General features: G+C 57.1%; 12 protein-coding genes, 5 pseudogenes and 1 other annotated feature. Of the genes and pseudogenes, 12 read left to right on the top strand and 5 right to left on the bottom strand.

What is annotated here, in order from left to right; all coding sequences use genetic code 11:
* Window positions 1-46: 46 nt before the first annotated feature.
* Window positions 47-262, top strand: a pseudogene (locus WN73_RS13525) (transposase); the annotation flags it as partial.
* Between the two features lie 347 nt (window positions 263-609).
* Here WN73_RS13525 and WN73_RS13530 read toward each other — a convergent pair.
* Complete coding sequence (locus tag WN73_RS13530; RefSeq protein WP_442870088.1) at window positions 610-1,827, bottom strand: IS110 family transposase; 1,218 nt, start codon at window positions 1,825-1,827, stop codon at window positions 610-612.
* A gap of 79 nt (window positions 1,828-1,906) precedes the next feature.
* Between WN73_RS13530 and WN73_RS13535 the strand changes: the two are divergent.
* Window positions 1,907-2,122, top strand: a pseudogene (locus tag WN73_RS13535) (IS256 family transposase); the annotation flags it as partial.
* Here the strand turns inward: WN73_RS13535 and WN73_RS13540 are convergent.
* A pseudogene (locus WN73_RS13540) lies at window positions 2,118-2,392 on the bottom strand (IS66 family transposase); the annotation flags it as partial. The pseudogenes WN73_RS13535 and WN73_RS13540 overlap by 5 nt on opposite strands.
* A 258-nt stretch (window positions 2,393-2,650) precedes the next feature.
* On the opposite strand from WN73_RS13540, the gene WN73_RS13545 reads away from it, so the two are divergent.
* The 8 genes from WN73_RS13545 (at window position 2,651) to WN73_RS13580 (ending at window position 11,650) form a co-directional block, all read left to right on the top strand.
* Window positions 2,651-3,484, top strand: a complete 834-nt coding sequence (locus tag WN73_RS13545) for an aldo/keto reductase (protein WP_271553221.1) — start codon at window positions 2,651-2,653, stop codon at window positions 3,482-3,484.
* Between the two features lie 23 nt (window positions 3,485-3,507).
* Window positions 3,508-4,356 carry an aminotransferase class IV gene (locus WN73_RS13550; protein ID WP_271553223.1) on the top strand — a complete coding sequence of 283 codons (849 nt, stop codon included), beginning with the start codon at window positions 3,508-3,510 and terminating at the stop codon, window positions 4,354-4,356.
* Window positions 4,357-4,411: 55 nt separating this feature from the next.
* The gene (locus WN73_RS13555; protein WP_271553225.1) at window positions 4,412-5,887 is read left to right on the top strand and encodes a M81 family metallopeptidase; all 1,476 of its coding nucleotides are present in this window, start codon (window positions 4,412-4,414) and stop codon (window positions 5,885-5,887) included.
* Between the two features lie 165 nt (window positions 5,888-6,052).
* On the top strand, window positions 6,053-7,111 hold the full coding sequence (locus tag WN73_RS13560) for an ABC transporter substrate-binding protein (RefSeq protein ID WP_271553227.1): 1,059 nt from the start codon (window positions 6,053-6,055) through the stop codon (window positions 7,109-7,111).
* 124 nt (window positions 7,112-7,235) lie between these two features.
* The gene (locus WN73_RS13565; RefSeq protein WP_271553228.1) at window positions 7,236-8,021 is read left to right on the top strand and encodes an ABC transporter permease; all 786 of its coding nucleotides are present in this window, start codon (window positions 7,236-7,238) and stop codon (window positions 8,019-8,021) included.
* Window positions 8,022-8,031: 10 nt separating this feature from the next.
* Window positions 8,032-8,844, top strand: a complete 813-nt coding sequence (locus WN73_RS13570) for an ABC transporter permease (protein ID WP_271553229.1) — start codon at window positions 8,032-8,034, stop codon at window positions 8,842-8,844.
* A gap of 260 nt (window positions 8,845-9,104) precedes the next feature.
* A complete protein-coding gene (locus tag WN73_RS13575) occupies window positions 9,105-10,103 on the top strand; it encodes an ABC transporter ATP-binding protein (RefSeq protein WP_442870087.1) in 999 nt (332 codons plus the stop codon).
* A gap of 428 nt (window positions 10,104-10,531) precedes the next feature.
* Window positions 10,532-11,650: a CapA family protein gene (locus tag WN73_RS13580; protein WP_271553231.1), complete on the top strand. Its 1,119-nt coding sequence runs from the start codon at window positions 10,532-10,534 to the stop codon at window positions 11,648-11,650.
* A gap of 94 nt (window positions 11,651-11,744) precedes the next feature.
* Here the strand turns inward: WN73_RS13580 and WN73_RS13585 are convergent, their stop codons facing one another.
* The 3 genes from WN73_RS13585 to WN73_RS13595 form a co-directional block, all read right to left on the bottom strand.
* The gene (locus tag WN73_RS13585) at window positions 11,745-13,133 is read right to left on the bottom strand and encodes a CapA family protein (RefSeq protein WP_271553233.1); all 1,389 of its coding nucleotides are present in this window, start codon (window positions 13,131-13,133) and stop codon (window positions 11,745-11,747) included.
* 276 nt (window positions 13,134-13,409) lie between these two features.
* Window positions 13,410-14,045 carry a TetR/AcrR family transcriptional regulator gene (locus WN73_RS13590; protein ID WP_271553234.1) on the bottom strand — a complete coding sequence of 212 codons (636 nt, stop codon included), beginning with the start codon at window positions 14,043-14,045 and terminating at the stop codon, window positions 13,410-13,412.
* 214 nt (window positions 14,046-14,259) lie between these two features.
* Window positions 14,260-15,417 carry a dipeptidase gene (locus tag WN73_RS13595; RefSeq protein WP_271553235.1) on the bottom strand — a complete coding sequence of 386 codons (1,158 nt, stop codon included), beginning with the start codon at window positions 15,415-15,417 and terminating at the stop codon, window positions 14,260-14,262.
* Between the two features lie 581 nt (window positions 15,418-15,998).
* Between WN73_RS13595 and WN73_RS13600 the strand changes: the two are divergent.
* Together WN73_RS13600 and WN73_RS13605 are read left to right on the top strand one after the other, a co-directional pair.
* Window positions 15,999-16,435: pseudogene (locus WN73_RS13600) on the top strand (transposase); the annotation flags it as partial.
* Window positions 16,283-16,399, top strand: a sequence feature (AL1L pseudoknot). Its footprint overlaps the pseudogene before it by 117 nt.
* A pseudogene (locus WN73_RS13605) lies at window positions 16,433-16,539 on the top strand (IS30 family transposase); the annotation flags it as partial. The pseudogenes WN73_RS13600 and WN73_RS13605, both read left to right, overlap by 3 nt.

Here is a 16,539-nt window from a genome sequence, read left to right on the forward strand (position 1 = left end):
CGCCACGCGGACAAAATAGCCGTCAAGCGTCAATCAAAAGGGCCGCAGAGCTGCGCTTACCCTGGACAAGGTCCCGCTCTCGGTGCAGGCCAACATGAAGAAGGACCTGCGCGAGGTCTAGTGGGCGCCGAGCCGGGCGGCGGCCGAAGCGGCGATGGACGTCTTCGCCGAGAAATACCGCGCCAAGTACGGCCGGGCGGTCGAATGCCTCGCCAAGGACCGCGACGCGCTGCTGGCCTTCTACGACTTCCCTGCCGAGCATTGAGATCACTTGCACTCGACGGATGAGATGGACAAGCGATTTCTTCATGGCCGAGAGACGATTGCGGAGATCGCTTTAAGTCCATTCTTTTGTTCGGCTGCGCTGCGGGCCATTCTTCCGTCCCGGCCACCGATCTCGCAGCCTCCGCGCGCAGGGGCGGTCAAGGCTGGCCGCATTTGCGGCCACCGGAAGGCTTGGCCTTGACCGGCCCGAGCACGGCGGCACGCTGGCGTGGAATGGGACTGCATTCGTGGCTAGAACTTGCCGTCAGCCGCGATTATGGTTGTGGGGCGCGGGCGACCTCGTGGCGAAGCGTGATGCGTCGGCTGCAAGCATCACCGGACTGCCTATTTTGTCCTGCCGAGCTGAGGCGCCCGCGCGCCGGTTTTTGGCCGCCGCGGTTTCCATTGCGATACAAATCGTTCGTAGCGTTGCTCGGCCTGAGCTGCAATCAGCATCTCGCGGTCGCGCAGCGCCTTGACGTTGTAGGCATAGGCCGGTCCACGCCGGCTCCCTTTTTGTTGCGGATGTCCGGCTTGAAGTTGCATCGCGCGGGTCTTGTTGGCGACTAGCGCCGGGCGCGCCCACAGGTAATCCTCGCCCTTTGTGAGCAAATGCCAGCAGAGCACAGCGAGCTTCCGAGCCACGGCAACGGCGGCGATCTGATGGCCGCGCCGGGCGCGGATCCGTACGAAGAAAGCATGCAGTGGACCGGGCGCCTTGGCCGCTGCCCAGGCCGCCTCGACCAGCATGGAGCGCGCATGACTGCGGCCGATCTTGCTGATACGGCCGTGGTGGGCGGCTCCCAGCCCGGACTGCCGCACCCGCGGGTTCAGCCCAAAATAGCTCACCAGCTTCTGCGGGCTGTTGAACCGGCTGATGTCGCCGATCGCTGCCATGATGCCGGCGGCGACCGCCAGGTTCACGCCGGTGATCGTCATCAATCTGTTAACCGCGGAATCCTCAATTGCGTCCTGCGCGATCTCGCGGTCGAGCAGGGCCAGGTCTTCCGCCAGCCGGTCAAGCTCACGGACGTGCCGATCGATGGCCGCTCGCTCATCGTCCGGCAACTGTTGAGCGGCCAACCATGCCCGGCCGCGCGCGTTGAAAAGATCGGCGTGCGGGCACTTCGGAATCAGATGCGCGTGCAGGATCGAATGCACCTCGTTCTTGAGACGCGTGCGATGCCGCACGACCTGATAGCGCCGCGCCACCATTCTGCGCTTGCGTTCGGTCTCCGCGTCAGGCGTCCAGATCTGCGGCAGGTATCCCGCCGCCTGCAGACTGGCGAGCGTGCCAGCATCGATCTTATCGGTCTTGACGTGAGCCTGGGCAATCGCCTTTACCTGCAACGGATTGGCGATAGTCACCCGCGCCACGAATGGCGCCAGCACTCGCGAGACCGCCATGCTGTTGCCGGTCGCCTCGAGCACCACCTCATCACTGGCCAGCAGGGTCTTGCCAAACCCCTCCAGCGCAGTCCGCGTCATATCAATGCGGCCCGCATGTCGGAGCCTGCCGTCCTCCCAAAACACTACCTCTCCGAAAGTTCCGTGGACGTCGATGTCGGCGGCGCAGTCGTCATGCATCCTGGGCGCTGCGATTGAGCGACGTGCGCGGGGCGCGCGCCATGTCGTCAACTTCGAAAGCGTGTTCGCGACCGTGCGGCACAGAACCGTGCGGACGAAAGGATCGCTGTCGTCAACGACCGCCAGGCTGATGGTGTTCAAGCTGGTGATCGCCGCATCAAAAACCTGGCGGCGGCTCAAAGGCACAAATCAGTTGCCGAAGGTGATTGCAGGTGTCAGATTCAACGACGGCATCGAGGTCATCCGAATGCCGGCAAACCACGCCGCCTGATCGCCGCCTCCAGCGCGATCGGAGAAACCGGTTTGCCCTTCTTACCTTCTCGATCATTTTTCTCGATGTCAGCCAGCTCGAAGAAGCCCCGCCGCGCATGGGCAAAGCAAAACGCCGGCGTATTCGGCAGCACCTTCTTCTGGGGGGCGAACAGCGGCTCGAAGCCGTTGTAGCAATCGGCTTGCAGGATACCGACGAAGGCAGCCAGATGCTTCTGAGGTGCTCGCCTCGTCGCTCGCTCGAGGCGTAATAGACCGCCGTCGGCGGCGCAGTCGTCATGCATCCTGGGCGCTGCGATTGAGCGACGTGCGCGGGGGCGCGCGCCATGTCGTCAACTTCAATCCAAGAGTGCGCTGATCCAGAGCCGTGCTCGCAAAATTAATCTTGACACGATTGTGAAACTGGAATTTACATAACGCGCGTGCGGTATGTATAGAGATTTTTTCTTTGGCTGGCAGCCTATCGATGCACTTCAGAAATGGCTCGCCTAATTGCAGCAGGCCCGAGTTCGCTTATGGGTGCATTCACGTGAACAAAGCAGCCAGGTTCACAACCGGCAATTTCCGTATGCCGCGGATAGGCTTAGGTACCTGGAAGCTTGAAGGGGATGATGCAATCTCCGCAGTATTGGCGGCCCTAGAGGCCGGCTACGAGCATATTGACACGGCCAGCCGCTACGGGAACGAAGAGGCTATCGGGAAAGCCATTGCTCGCGCTGGAATTGCGCGCTCCCAGTTATTTCTCACCTCGAAAGTGTGGTGGACGGATCTCGAGCCGGAGCGGGTCCTGGCCTCTGTCCAGCGAAGCGTTGAATACCTTGGTTGTGAGTATCTCGACCTCCTCCTGGTGCACTGGCCTAACCCCGCGGTGGAACTATCAAAAACGCTATCGACTATGGCAGAAGCCAAAGCGATGGGCCTCATTAGGAACATTGGCCTTTCCAATTTCCCGTCGAGAACTCTGTTGGAGGCCGTGCAACTAAGCAGTGAGCCGATCGCGGCACTTCAGTGCGAATATCACCCATTTTTGGACCAGTCGAAGTTAATGTCGATCTGTAGAGACAAGCGGATTACCTTCGTGGCGTACGCGCCATTTGGCAGTGGTGCACTGCTAGCTGACCCAACAATTACAGATATTGCGGCGGTTCACCGTACGACTGCCGCGGATGTCGTACTCGAATGGCTGATGCAGCAAGAAGGTGTAGCGGCAGTCCCACGTTCTTCAAATCCGGAACGAATTGTCGCCAATCTGCGCAGAGGCAATATCTCGCTTTCCCCAGAAGAGATCGCCGCGATAACTGCTCTACATAGGCCGGGTGGCCGTGTGTTTTCGCCTTCGTGGGCGCCGGATTGGGACGAGTGAACGAGAGCAAGATGGAGGTGAGAATGACGGAGATCGTGTGCCTCAATGGTCAATTCATGCCTGCGACAGAGGCGAAGGTATCGATCTTCGATCGCGGCCTTACCTTCGGAGATAGCATCTATGATTGCTGCCCCGTTGTTGCGGGCCATCTAATTAATTGGCATCTCAACCGTGCGCGCATTCAGCGTTCGCTGAACGAGATCAGCCTTTACGTGCAGGATCGCTTCTGGGCTGAACTCGACCAGCAGGTCACCGAGCTAATAAAGCTCAATGAGCTAGTTGAGGGGTACGTCTACCTTCAGGTGACGCGCGGCGTGGGCGAGCGCGTCTTCACTTACGACGCCAACATGACGCCGAGCGTCATCCTAAGCATCAGCAGGACAAGCATTGTTAAGCGAGGCGACGACTATCGAGGAATAGCGGTGTGCTCGGTCGAAGACCTCAGATGGGGGCGGCGCGATATCAAGACGACGCAATTACTCTATCCGGTAATGGCCAAGATGGAGGCGAAGTCGAAGCAATGTCAGGAAGCTTGGCTCGTCTCTAGAGGAATGGTGACCGAGGGGGCCTCGACTAACGCATACATAGTTCAGCGCGATGGAACCATCGTTACCCGACCAGTCTCACGCGAGATTCTATCGGGCTGCACTCGAGATGCACTGCTTTCACTCTGCAAATCCCGGGATCTCAATGTAGACGAGCGCGCGTTCAGCCTCGAAGAGGCACTCGCTGCTCGCGAGGCATTCATAACAAGTGCAATCCACTTTGTGACGCCGGTGACCGCGATCGATGGACACAAAGTTGGGGACGGGACAATAGGCTCGTTCACGGCAGAGTTGCACGAGGCTTTCCTGCAATCAATAGGTTGCTGAAGGAAAATCTAGAGCGCGACGAACGACAGCGCGCCACAAAAAGGAGAGTTCTTCGATGCGCTTGTTCGCCGCCTCGCTCGCCACTGAAACCAATCCCACGTCGCCTCTGCCGACCAGCCTCGACTCCTTCAAGGACTGTGTCTTTCTCCGGCCTGGCGAACATCCCGAGGAGGCGCCGCTTTTTGGGACTGAGCCACTCTGGGTGGCGCGCCGGAGGGCGGCTACAGAGGGCTTCACGCTTGTCGAAGGAAGTTGCTTCGCCGCGACGCCCGCCGGCACGACCAATCGCCGCGACTATGAATTTATGAGAGATGAGATTCTAGCCCAGCTTAAGGCGGCGCTGCCCGTAGATGGCGTCCTTCTCGGGCTTCACGGGGCCATGGTGGCGCATGGCTATGATGATGTCGAAGGCGATATACTGGAGCACGTGCGCGCGCTGGTCGGCCCGAAGTGCGTCATCGGAGTCGAACTCGATCCGCATTGCCATCTGACGGTCAAACGGGTGAAGCTCGCTGACGTCATCGTTCTCTACAAGGAATATCCTCACACCGATACGGTCGAAAGAGCTGAAGAGCTGGTCGACATCGTGCTGAAGGCGCTCCGTGGAAAAGTCAACCCGGTCATGTCGCTTTATGACTGTCGACAAATCCAACTTTATCTCACGACTTTGCCGCTGATGCGTGGCTTCGTTGATCGGATTAAGGCGATGGAAGGAAAGGACGGAGTGCTCTCGATCTCGGTCTGCCATTGCTTCCCCTGGGCGGACGTGCCGGAGCTGTCGGGCCGCATCCTTGTCGTCATGGACAAGAATAAGACGAAGGGTGACGCTCTCGCCACCATGCTCGGAGAGGAGTTCGTCTCTATGCGCGCTGCCATCGAAGCGCAATACGAATACCTTTCAGTGGATGAAGCTATCGACGCTGCCCTCGAATTTGACGGCGCGCCGGTTCTGCTTGCAGAAACAGCCGATGCTGCTGGCGCAGGCGCGCCCTCAGACAATACGACTATCCTTCGCCGGCTCATTGAGCGTCGAATCGAGAACGCAGCTGTGGCGGCAATTTGGGATCCGGTCGCGGTGCGACTCTGCATCGAAGCGGGAAAGGGAAGCGAATTTCCGCTGCGAATTGGCGGCAAGACCGGGCCCATGTCAGGGGTACCGATCGACGCGACAGCGAGCGTGATCGGGCTCAAGCGCGACAATCCGCAGTGCTACGGTTCAAGAAGTGGCACGCTTGGCAACTGTGCCGCGGTGCGGGTGGGGGGGGTTGAGGTTGTACTCGTAAGCAAGCGGGCAAGCACGGTGACGCCGGAGCTATTCCGTGCTGTCGGCATCGATCCGCTCGCAAAGAAGATCCTCGTCTCCAAGAGCGCGCGGCCACTTATCACCGACGGTGCTTCAATCGCAAGGAAGATGATCTACGTTGATAGCGGAGCGCTTCAAAGCGTCGACTACCGCAGGATCCCTTACAGGCGCGTCAACCGCCCGATTTGGCCGCTGGACGACGACGCCAGACCGGGCCTCATCTTCTGAGCATGCCATGGGAATTGCCGTCCCGCGATAATATGCGCATCGTGCTGTGATGCAAAGCTCTTGGTCGGTTGCAGTCGCAAGCGCCCGCATTGCGGAACATAGTAGATGGAATAAGGCGCACGAGCACAAGGGCTAAGCAGAGACCATTAACAAGGGACGAAATTCATGACGAAACGCAGCATTACAATCTCTCGCCGGTCAATGTTGGTGGGGATGACCGGCGCAGTGGCGGCACCAATGATCCTCAGATCATCCCGGGCCGCCGCCAACTCGGGTTCGGTCATCTTCACCAGTTGGGGCGGAAGTTTTCAAGCCTATATGAAGGAGTGCGTCACTGAACCCTTCACCAAAGAAACGGGGATTACAGTCAACATCGTTCCTGGGCCGGATAATGCAAAAATCAAGGCCATGCAGCTTACCGGTAATGTCCAGATCGACGTTATGGAGAATCTGGGCCCGATCATAGCGTCCGGCGCCAAGCAGGGCTTTTGGGAGAAGTTAGACCCTTCCATGTTTGACCTTGCGGATATGGTCGCCGCTCCGACAAGCGACTCTGTCCCGTGGACCATGTGGGCCGGCGGCATAGCGTGGGACCCGAAGAAATTTGGCCCCGGCAAACATCCGTCGAACTTTGTCGAATATTGGGATCTAGAGAAATTCCCGGGGCGGCGGCTCCTGCGCGGTATGCCTAACGAAACAATGGAAGCAGCGCTTCTCGCAGATGGTGTCGCGCCAAAGGACATTTACCCCTTGGACGTTGATCGAGCCTTCAAGGCACTCGATCGGATCAAGCCGAGTATAGCTTCGTGGGTGGGGCCGGCTACTCAAACCGTCACTCTTGCACAGACGGGTGAAGTTGATTTCAGCTATTCCTACGCCCATCGGGTGAAGGCGACGACCGAGGGAGGTGGAGCGCCCCTGGCCTTTTCCTTTGACCAAAACCTGTTGATCACGGAACGGCTGGTGGTGCCCAAGGGTGCGCCGAACAGAGAGAACGCGATGAAACTTGTCGCTTATTTCTTGCGCCCCGAAGTGCAGGTGCGCCTGATGAACAAGTTTGGAAGCATACCGATGTCCAAGAAGGCTGCGCCGGAACTGTCGGAAGCCGTTCGCAAATGGCAGCCAGATCTCAACAATCCTAAAAACCTCGTTCATGACGACTCGTATTGGGCCGATCGTTTGGAGGCAATATCACTTCGTTTCCAGCAATGGGTCCGGACCTGATTGTGCCTTCGCCGAGAGTGGCTCCGCCACCTCCGCCCGGACGTGCTGTTATAAATGTAACCCGTTGAATCAATCGGTAGACAACATGGGTCAGAACAGAAGCATCCGGGCGCACATACTATTCATGTCGCCGGCAGCTTTGATCGCGGCGGCGATCGTCCTGCCGCCTCTCTTGTACGTTGTTTTCAGCAGCGTTCATGGATCAGCGTTTTCGTTCACCGCCTTTGGCGAGATTTTGGCGAGCAGGTTGTTCAGGGAGACGTTGGCAACTACGCTTGTTGTTGCCGGATTATCGTCCGTCCTGAGCTTGGTACTGGGCTTTGTCATCGCATTGCATCTAGCTCGTCAGCCGGCACGACGCAGAACGATTTTGCTTATGCTCGTGCTGCTTCCATTCTGGACCAGCATCTTAGTCAAATGCTTCGCATTCACGATTATCCTGGGGCGCGAAGGTATCCTAAACAGCTTCCTCAGTTGGGTCTTTCATACAAAAATCCAGCTTCCCCTGGTACTTAATCGAATTGGGCTTCTCGTCGGCATGACCAACTTTCTCGTTCCACTGGTCGCGTTACCGCTCCTCGCCAGTCTGCTCGCAATCGATCACACACTATACCGCGCAGCCCGCATTATGGGCGCCGGGCCCGTCCGCATCTTTTGGACGATTACCGTCCCCATGAGCCTGCCTGGTTTGTTCGCGGCCCTGTTGAGCATTTTCGTGATGTCGCTCGGCGCCTTTATGGTGCCATCCCTGCTTGGCGGCGCGCATGACCAAATGCTGTCAAACCTCGTCGATTTTTACAATCGAACGGTGCTCGACTGGCCCAAAGCGTCAGCTATCAGCATGGTGCTGTTCGGGATGGTTTTGAGTGCAGCCGTTCCTTTGGCGGTTTTGCGCAGGCATGAGCGCTAGGAGCCACCGTATGACCCATATCATTCATGATCCACTTACGCGTCGTTGGCGCACCACAGGTACTACGCTGGCCACAGTGATCTATCTGTTTCTCCTGGTTCCGATAGCAGTGGCAGTCCCAATGGCATTTGGACCTACAGATGGGCTGACCTTTCCGCCGACGAGTTATTCATTTGATTTGTTTAGGGTATTCTTCGGGTCCCCCGAATGGCTGAATCCGCTGTTCGAGAGCCTTGAGGTCGCGCTAGCGGCGATGGCGCTCGCGATGTTTTCCGGGGTTCCTGCAGGCTACTGGATTTCACGCCATGATTTCATTGGTAAGAGAGTCTTCATGGGGATCGTTATGAGTCCACTCATCATTCCCTCCATCGTTTCGGCCCTCGGACTTTATCTCTATTTTTCCTATCTTAGAATCGATGCATCGACACTATCGCTAGTGCTCGGTCATCTGATGGTAACCCTGCCCTTTGTCATCCTCATGATCGTGGCGGGCGTCAACAAGCTGGACCGCAATCTCGAGTTCGGCGCAGAACTGATGGGTGCCGGACCGATACGGATGTTCCTGACCATCGTTTTGCCGCAACTCCTTCCATCGCTTGTGAGCGCCGCCCTCTTTGCTTTTCTGATTTCCTTCGACGACGTCGTTATTTCTTTCTTCCTGGCCGGCAGCAACACGGTCACCTTGCCGGTCAAGATGTACACTGCTCTCGAATGGGAGGTCTCGCCGGTTATCGCCGCGGTCTCGACCTTACTCACGGCGGTTTCGCTGCTCGTCTGCAGCGTAGCGATCTCACTGAAGAAAGCAACGCCGACCGAGATCTGAGCAATTCGCTTGGACGGTCGGATCGGTCATTTGAGGATACACATCGCATGCAGCCTAGGGTCGCAAAAGGAAGTTTTGAGCCGCAAAGACCAGATAGGATATGTGGAAGGGGATCGTCTGCGTCTTGGGAATGCCCTTCCAGCAAAGGAGTTAACCGGATGGTGGACGGCGCTGCTCACGGTGATCACATCACTCACGCGATCTCACTCAAGCGAATATCGAAGACGTATGGGTCTGTGACAGCGTTGCACGAGACCAGCGTGACTGTTGAGAAGGGCGAGTTCCTGACGCTTCTCGGTCCGTCGGGCTCTGGAAAGACGACATTGCTCAATCTGATTGCCGGCGCGATCGTGCCGACGACAGGCACTATATTTTTGGACGGGCGCGACATTACGAGCATGCCCCCGCGCGAGAGGGGGATCGGCATGGTGTTTCAGAACTATGCATTGATGCCGCACATGACGGTGTTCGATAACGTAGCCTATCCGCTGCGCGTCCGTCGCGAATCTGCAAAGACCATCCATGCCAAGGTGGAGGAGGCACTTGCCCGAGTCGGCCTGGTCGGCTTCGAAAACCGTAAGCCTCGCCAGCTCTCGGGCGGCCAGCAGCAGCGCGTGGGCATCGCGCGCTGCATCGTCTATTCTCCGGCCGTCATCATGATGGACGAACCGCTGGGAGCATTGGATAAGAATTTGCGCGAGCAGATGCAGGGGGAGATCAAGCGTCTTCATAAGGAATTGGGGACGACCCTTATTTACGTGACTCATGATCAGGAAGAGGCGTTGAACATGTCGGACCGCGTGTGTCTCATGCGGACGGGTGAAATCGCCCAGCTAGGCACGCCGGATGAATTGTACTTTCATCCCCGCAACCGCTTCGTGGCGGAGTTCATCGGCGAGTCAAACCTAATCAGCGGTCGCATTGCAAGTAATGGCCGCATGTTGATCTTAGGAAACCAGTCGATTGCCGTTCCCGGCGCCTTGGGAAGCGAAGGATCTGAACTGCTGACGATGATCCGGCCCGAGAAGGTGCGGATCAGCGCCACGGCCTGTCCGGCCGCCGCTGACGACAACGTGCTTAGCGGGGAAGTGGCAAGCAGTTCGTTCACTGGTGGTACGACGCGCGTGACTGTCCGCCTCGATAACGGCTTGAACATCACGGCCAAGATGATGTCGGAGCGCGCCGAGACGAGGTACGAGCAAGGCGCACGTGTGCACCTCTGTTGGTCGCCAGCTGACATGGTAGCTCTCGCCGAATGACTATCTATTCCAAACCCCAATGAGCAGACGGATCAGATCGCTACAAACCCTCTCAAGAACTGCGCGCCAGTTGATTCCTTCAGGCTCCATCGATGATGCCGTGCGTCGCGTTCATCGAATCCTTCAACGAGGTTGTCCGCGCATTTCTGGCCAGCACGCATTCAGCTCTCGCGCTTTCGCTGAAAGATGGGAGAACTTCAACAACCAGATCGACCCGACGATCGCCGCGCCAGGCGTCGCTGTTGATGCTGCCGCCGGTGCTATGGCCTGGCACGCTCCGACTGGGTGGAAACCCCAACTGTTGGTCCCGAACGTTTGCAGGGAAACCCGCGGTTCTCGGACCGGACAGGCGAGAGCCTTCTTCTAAACGACATTTCCTGCCTTTATCGTCAACTCATGAGGGCGCTCCCTCGAAAAGGAGAAAGATCATGGCTACTTGGACGTTTGGCGCGGTCGGCGACGTCTTTGTTAACCGAAGCAACCCGAAGGACGCGTTCTTCGGATCCAGCGATTTGTTGCATCAAATCGATCTCGTGTTCGGCAATAACGAAGGCGCTTATTCCGACGATCCGCATTTTGCCCCAAGCGCAGGGTGGCGCGTGGTAGCGCCGAAATCCAATGGCGCCGGATTAGCCGATGCCGGCTTCGACGTATTGAGCGTAGCAAACAATCACATTGTCGATGCGGGACATGAAGGCCTAAAGGACACTTTGAACCTGCTGCATTCGCAGGGTATTAAAACGGTCGGCGCTGGTTCCAATCTTTTGGAAGCTACGGCGGCCGTCGTAATTGAGCGAGACGATATAAAAATCGGTTTTCTCGGCTTCGCATCCGTGCATCCGGCCGGCTACGAAGCTCTCCCATCAAGACCGGGACTTGCATCCGTGCGGGTCCATTACTTCATCGAACCTCGCTTGCTCGAGGGCGGCGTGCTACCTAGGGTTCGAACATTCCCATATCCAGAAGATGTTGAGCTCTTGAGGTCGTTGATTAAGGATTTGCGCAAAAAGGTAGATGTTGTCGTGGTAAGTCACCACTGGGGACAGTATAGACCGGCCTATCTAACTGAATATGAGCGGATGCTCGGTCATGTCTCCATTGAGTCCGGGGCTGATATCGTCCTCGGTCATCATCACCACTTCCTGCGGGGTGTCGAAATGTACCGCGGTAAACCGATTTTCTATGGCCTAGGGCATTTCGTATTCGACTTGCCCGGACCGGACTTCGCCTTCACCGGCTATCTGCTAGAGGAGATGGGGGACGACGCGATCTACCCGCGCCCAGGTTATCCACTGTCACCATTTCCTGCTGACACCCGGATGACCATGGTCGCGACGTGCGAGTTCGAGGGAACAGCGATCGTATCGGCTGGCTTCTTCCCGTGCCTCATCAATGCGGAAAACCATGCTTTGCCCCTGAAGAGGGGCAACTCCCATGCCCAGCGAATTATAGATTATATGTCGAAGATCAGTGCCGGAGTTGGCTTACAGACCTCCTATGCTCCTCTCTCAGAGAAGTTAGGTTTCGCCTATGCACAGGTGCGTTGACTGTGTCACATCGGCTCAAGATCCGGCGGCACGTAGCCAGCCTCTGAGCCGGACCGTGGCCTTCTCGCGTGGGCTCCATTATTGGGGCCACGCATTAGGGCGTTGAGCTGGGCCGCAATCTCACGACTCCAACGTCATTCTCTATTGTGATGACGGTGAAATAAGGCTTCGAGAGCTCCTGTAAGCGCTCCAAAATGGCCCTGGCTTGCGGCGGCGAGGCAAGGCGCGGGGTCCCCCGGTTGGCAAACCTCTTCGAGCAACCGAGCTCGATCGGATAGAGCCGTAACTCAGAAAGCTGATTTTGTTCGAATCGGCTGACCGTCACAACACTTTCATAGAAGACTGGGTCGGAGAGACCTAGATCCGTTTCGTACCCTCTTGCCATCTCCGCGAGTGTCACCTCGGCATCCGTGTCGATACGTGGATCTTTTCCGTAAGCGGCAAACATATCAGCGCCAATTGGCGTCCGAAGGTCGTCCATGATGAAATTCCCAACACTGTAAAATATCGGTCTGCCGTTGTAGATTTCAATTCCTCGCAATTGATGCGGGCCATGCCCAACGTATGCGTCCGCGCCAGCGTCAATCAGTCTATGCGCAAGCGATTGTTCGTAGTCGGGCGGTTCTTGACTCCAATTCCCGGGTTCGTGACCGTGGTTCGTGACGATACAGAAATCTGCGAACTGCTTGCCCCGGCGGATGTTTCGCAGAATGTCGGCGATATCGCCCGTATCCACTTCGTAACTATAACCCGCCTTGTCACCTGCCTTATACGTCGTTCCAGCAAGCACGACTCGGTTCGGATTCTCATTGACAAGTCTAAAACCGGGCAATGCGTCGCGTATCCGCTTTAAGCTCCCAAGCATCTGGGGGGGGACCACGACGTTTGTCGCTAAACGAAGCGCGTTGACCCCTGCTCTGGCCGGCGCCTCGCCAGCAGGATCGCAGGCGCGTGACAGCGGCGTAAATGTCGACGCAAATGACACCAACGCAACGCGACCGCGTGCGGTCTCCAGAAAGCGGGCTGCTCCGGCTTGCGCGAGATTCTCGCCGGCGCCGGCATGGACGATTCCGTTCTGATCAAGTACCCGGCTCGTCTCACGCATGCCTTCAACGCCCCAATCGAGAGCATGATTATTTGCACGCGACACAATGTTGAATCCCATGATCTTAAGATCGGGTCCAAGCTCTGGTAGGCTGATATGGTACGCTCCGCCGTACTCAGCCTGCGGACTTCCCTTGAATGATCGGATATCGAAAATCGTGGTCTCCATGTTGCCGAACGTTACATCAGCATCACGAAGTATACTCACGATAGCACCGAAGCGTGAATCGCAGCCCACCGTCTGGGGCCGTGTCACAATCAGGTCACCCACTGCAACGAGCGTAAAGCCGTCTGCAACGTTGGTTGCGACCGAACCGACCAAGTCATAGCGGCGGTTCTGCCGAGCATCATGACTGTCCCGGTGTAAATCGTTCTCCATAACCAACACTCCTCTACCAGAAGGGGATCTTGACGTTCTCTGGGGCTTACACGATGACGCCTTTTAGTTTGATCCATGCGCACCCGGGGCGCTCGATACGGCTTTCGCAGGCATTGCCTCGCTGCAGCTGAACTGGTGAGGAATCGAGAAGATGAAGTAGCAGGGGCACTCAGGCCGAGATCGGCGCTTGGTGCGATGTCACCACCTTGCGGATGTAATGAACCTCTATGTCGGGCTTGAGAGGAGTAGACCGCCTTTGCTGCTTTCAGACTCATTTCAGCGGCGCGCGGCACCGGCCTGGTCAAGCTGAGACGACAGGACGTCAGCAAGGATATCCAATTGACTTCGGATGGCTCGCTCGTCACGGTTTGCAAAGGCCTCCAAGAAAATTCCTCCCACTGCTGAGATGAAGAACGGCAGAAGGGCAAGCAGCATTCTCTTGGTGGGTTCTGACAGATGGGGATTGCGGCGAATAGCGACTCTCATCAGATCGCGCGAACTCTTTCGATGGTCGGCCAGCCGCTCACATAGGTCGTTGTCGCCGCGCCAGCCTATGTTGATCTCCCAGACCGCCCAATAGGCTCCTTTACTGTAGAACGACCAGATCGATTTGATTAATCTGACACAGAGTTCAACGTCAGCAGACGGGCTCGCTTTGAGATCGGAAAACACCGCGACCATCTGTGATGTGACGCCGTCCAATACTGCAATAAAAAGATCGTCTTTCGTTGGGAAGTGGTGATGTAAGGCTCCGGTAGAAAGGCCAGCCCGGTTTGCGATCGCAGCGCTTGTTGCACGTGCAAACCCGTATTCGCTAAGGACGCCGATAGCAGCCCTTACCAATGCAGTTCTGGCGATGGCACTACGATTCGCCTGTGATCGTCGTAGACTTTGCGCTGTCTTAATCATCATCCACCAAACGCGCCTAGCGAGTGCCCGCCCTAGCTGCACTATTAGCAAGCTGGCAGCTAATCCCTCCGGGAGACGGCCGGTTCATACGAGTAACCTCGATTGAGAGGAACTTCCCATTCGAAGGCAGCGCCAAGCTCGTGCTCGAACGGCTGAAATCGATATGGGCTATCGCACGCCTCTAAGAAATCGTACGGCGGAACCTCAACGAGGCGCCTCAGCCACACGCTTGACGAAAAACACGAATGAAATTGCCGCCCAGAATGCCGTAAATCTGCTCGCCATTGTAGCCACGCGATACCAAACCGCGGGTTATATTTGGAAAATCCCGATAATCGTCGAAACCCCTCACAGGCCTTGAGGTTGCGAAACCATCCTCAGGACTGAATCCCAAGGAATGCAGATGCTCGGCCAGCCGAGCATGTCCCCACTCGTCAGGCGCAGAGAAGGGAAAGTCGGACCCGATGCCGACATGCTGCGAGCCGACGAGGCTCGATACGTAGTCAATATGATCGAGTACATGCTCGACTGTCGGCTGTGACACCGTGGTCAGAAAGTTCGGCAAGCAGTATATTCCGATATATCCCCCCGTGTCGGCGATGTACTTCAGTTCATCGTCGGTCTTGTTGCGCGGTGCTTCGTAGAGGGAGTAACAACCTGTGTGAGATGCGGCGACCGGCATTGAAGAGGTCTTGCATGCATCAACGGTCGTTGAGCGTCCACAGTGGCTAATGTCGACGATCATGCCGATGCCATTCATGCGGTCGATGAAGGACTTCCCAAATGATGTTACGCCGCAGTCCGTGCGGTCCAAGCAACCGCCACCAATATAATTGACGAAATTATATGTTAACTGCAGCATGCGCATCCCCATGTCATGATATACGTCCAGTTGATTAAGATCTCGTCCGATAGCGTCAGGAGATTGGCTGCTGATAAATGATCCCAGCAATCCGTTCATCTTTACTTTGCTAAAGTCGTCTGCAAGGAGGATTTTTTGAAGCCAAGGAAATGAGTCAAACTGTTTCTGCAAGAACGAAAACGACGCGAGAGCGGACTTGCTATCCGTACCCCAGAGCTCCTGGTTAATAACGGTCAGTCCGGAGTCTCGCCAGGTCTGCTCAAACTCAGGAAAGACTCCCTTTAGTGCGAGCCGGTGCGGCATGGTCCAGGCCTCTGCGAGCGCGCGCGAAGAGTCACGATGCTCGGCATGCTGTGTTTTCAGAGTATTCGTCATCTCATCGGTAAAAGCACGTTTTCCGCAGGGGCCCTGATGCGTTGTGTCCACGATGATCGCCTCCCGATGCAGGCGTTGGGCCCATCGCTCCTGTTCTGGATCAAGCGAGAACGGGAAATCGCCGAATATGTCCAACACTCCGCACACTCCTTTGAAGCGCAAAAATCAATCAGTTCGCGGCGACGTGACTAGAATTGCGAGCTCAGCGCTCCTTGTGGTGGCTCGCCGGTGGCCCCGCGCGTGCTGAGGTGTGCACCTCGGGTCCAGTATTCACCTCTATCGCGGCATTAGACTCCCTGTCCCAAGCCCGTGCGCCTTTTGGATCACGAATCGAGCGGCGAGAAATATGGATCGCGAACGCAATTGGCACGCAAAGCGGCGTCCATCACTAGCGACGAGGTCAGAGATCATTGTTTGTCCTTTATCGAATACCAGTCGGCCATTTGAGCTCCACGTTGCTTCGTACTTGGAGCAAGGGCCGTGCCAGAGTGGTCGCCTCCGTGAAAATATTGAGGATGCATCGAGAGGCTGCGGCATAGTCGCTGTCGGCGAATGTTGTCAGACCGACACGATCGGAATGTTGTCGTACATGTGACAGCGAATCTGTCCGCTGAAGGCCGACTTGCTAGTAGATGGCCGTTGCCACTCGGGTTGCTTTGGTTGCACTTGTGAACCGTCCCGGGTTTGCCGGAGGCTCCAACTCCTGAGAGGATGGAGCCATGACAAGCAAGACGACGAACAAGTTTTCGCCTGAGGTCCGGGACCGCGCGGTTCGGATGGTTCTGGATCACGCCGGCGAGCACCCTTCGCGCTCGACGGCGGTGACATCGATTGCGGTCAAGATCGGCTGCACACCGCAAACGCTTCATGACTGGGTCAAGAAGGCCGAGATCGGCAGCGGGCAGCGGATCGGCGTTCCGACTGAGATGGCCGAGAAGCTGAAGGCCCTGGAACGGGAGAACCGTGAGCTTCGACAGGCCAACGAGATGCTGCGCAAGGCGAGCGCTTATTTTGCAATGGCGGAGCTCGACCGCCGGTCCAAGCCATGATCGCCTTCATTGATGATCATCGTGGGGCGCATGGGGTCGAGCCGATCTGCAAGGTCCTGCCGATAGCCCCCTCGACCTACCACGCCCATGTGGCCAAGCGGCGCGACGGATTGCTGCGGCAGTACTTCCCGAAAGGCACAGACCTGAGCATCCACAGCGCCGACGAGATATCCGCTGTGGCAGCGGCCCTCAATGCCCGACCGAGAAAGAC

The sequence above is a fragment of the Bradyrhizobium sp. CCBAU 45394 genome, from assembly GCF_028128655.1.
GTDB lineage: Bacteria > Pseudomonadota > Alphaproteobacteria > Rhizobiales > Xanthobacteraceae > Bradyrhizobium > Bradyrhizobium diazoefficiens.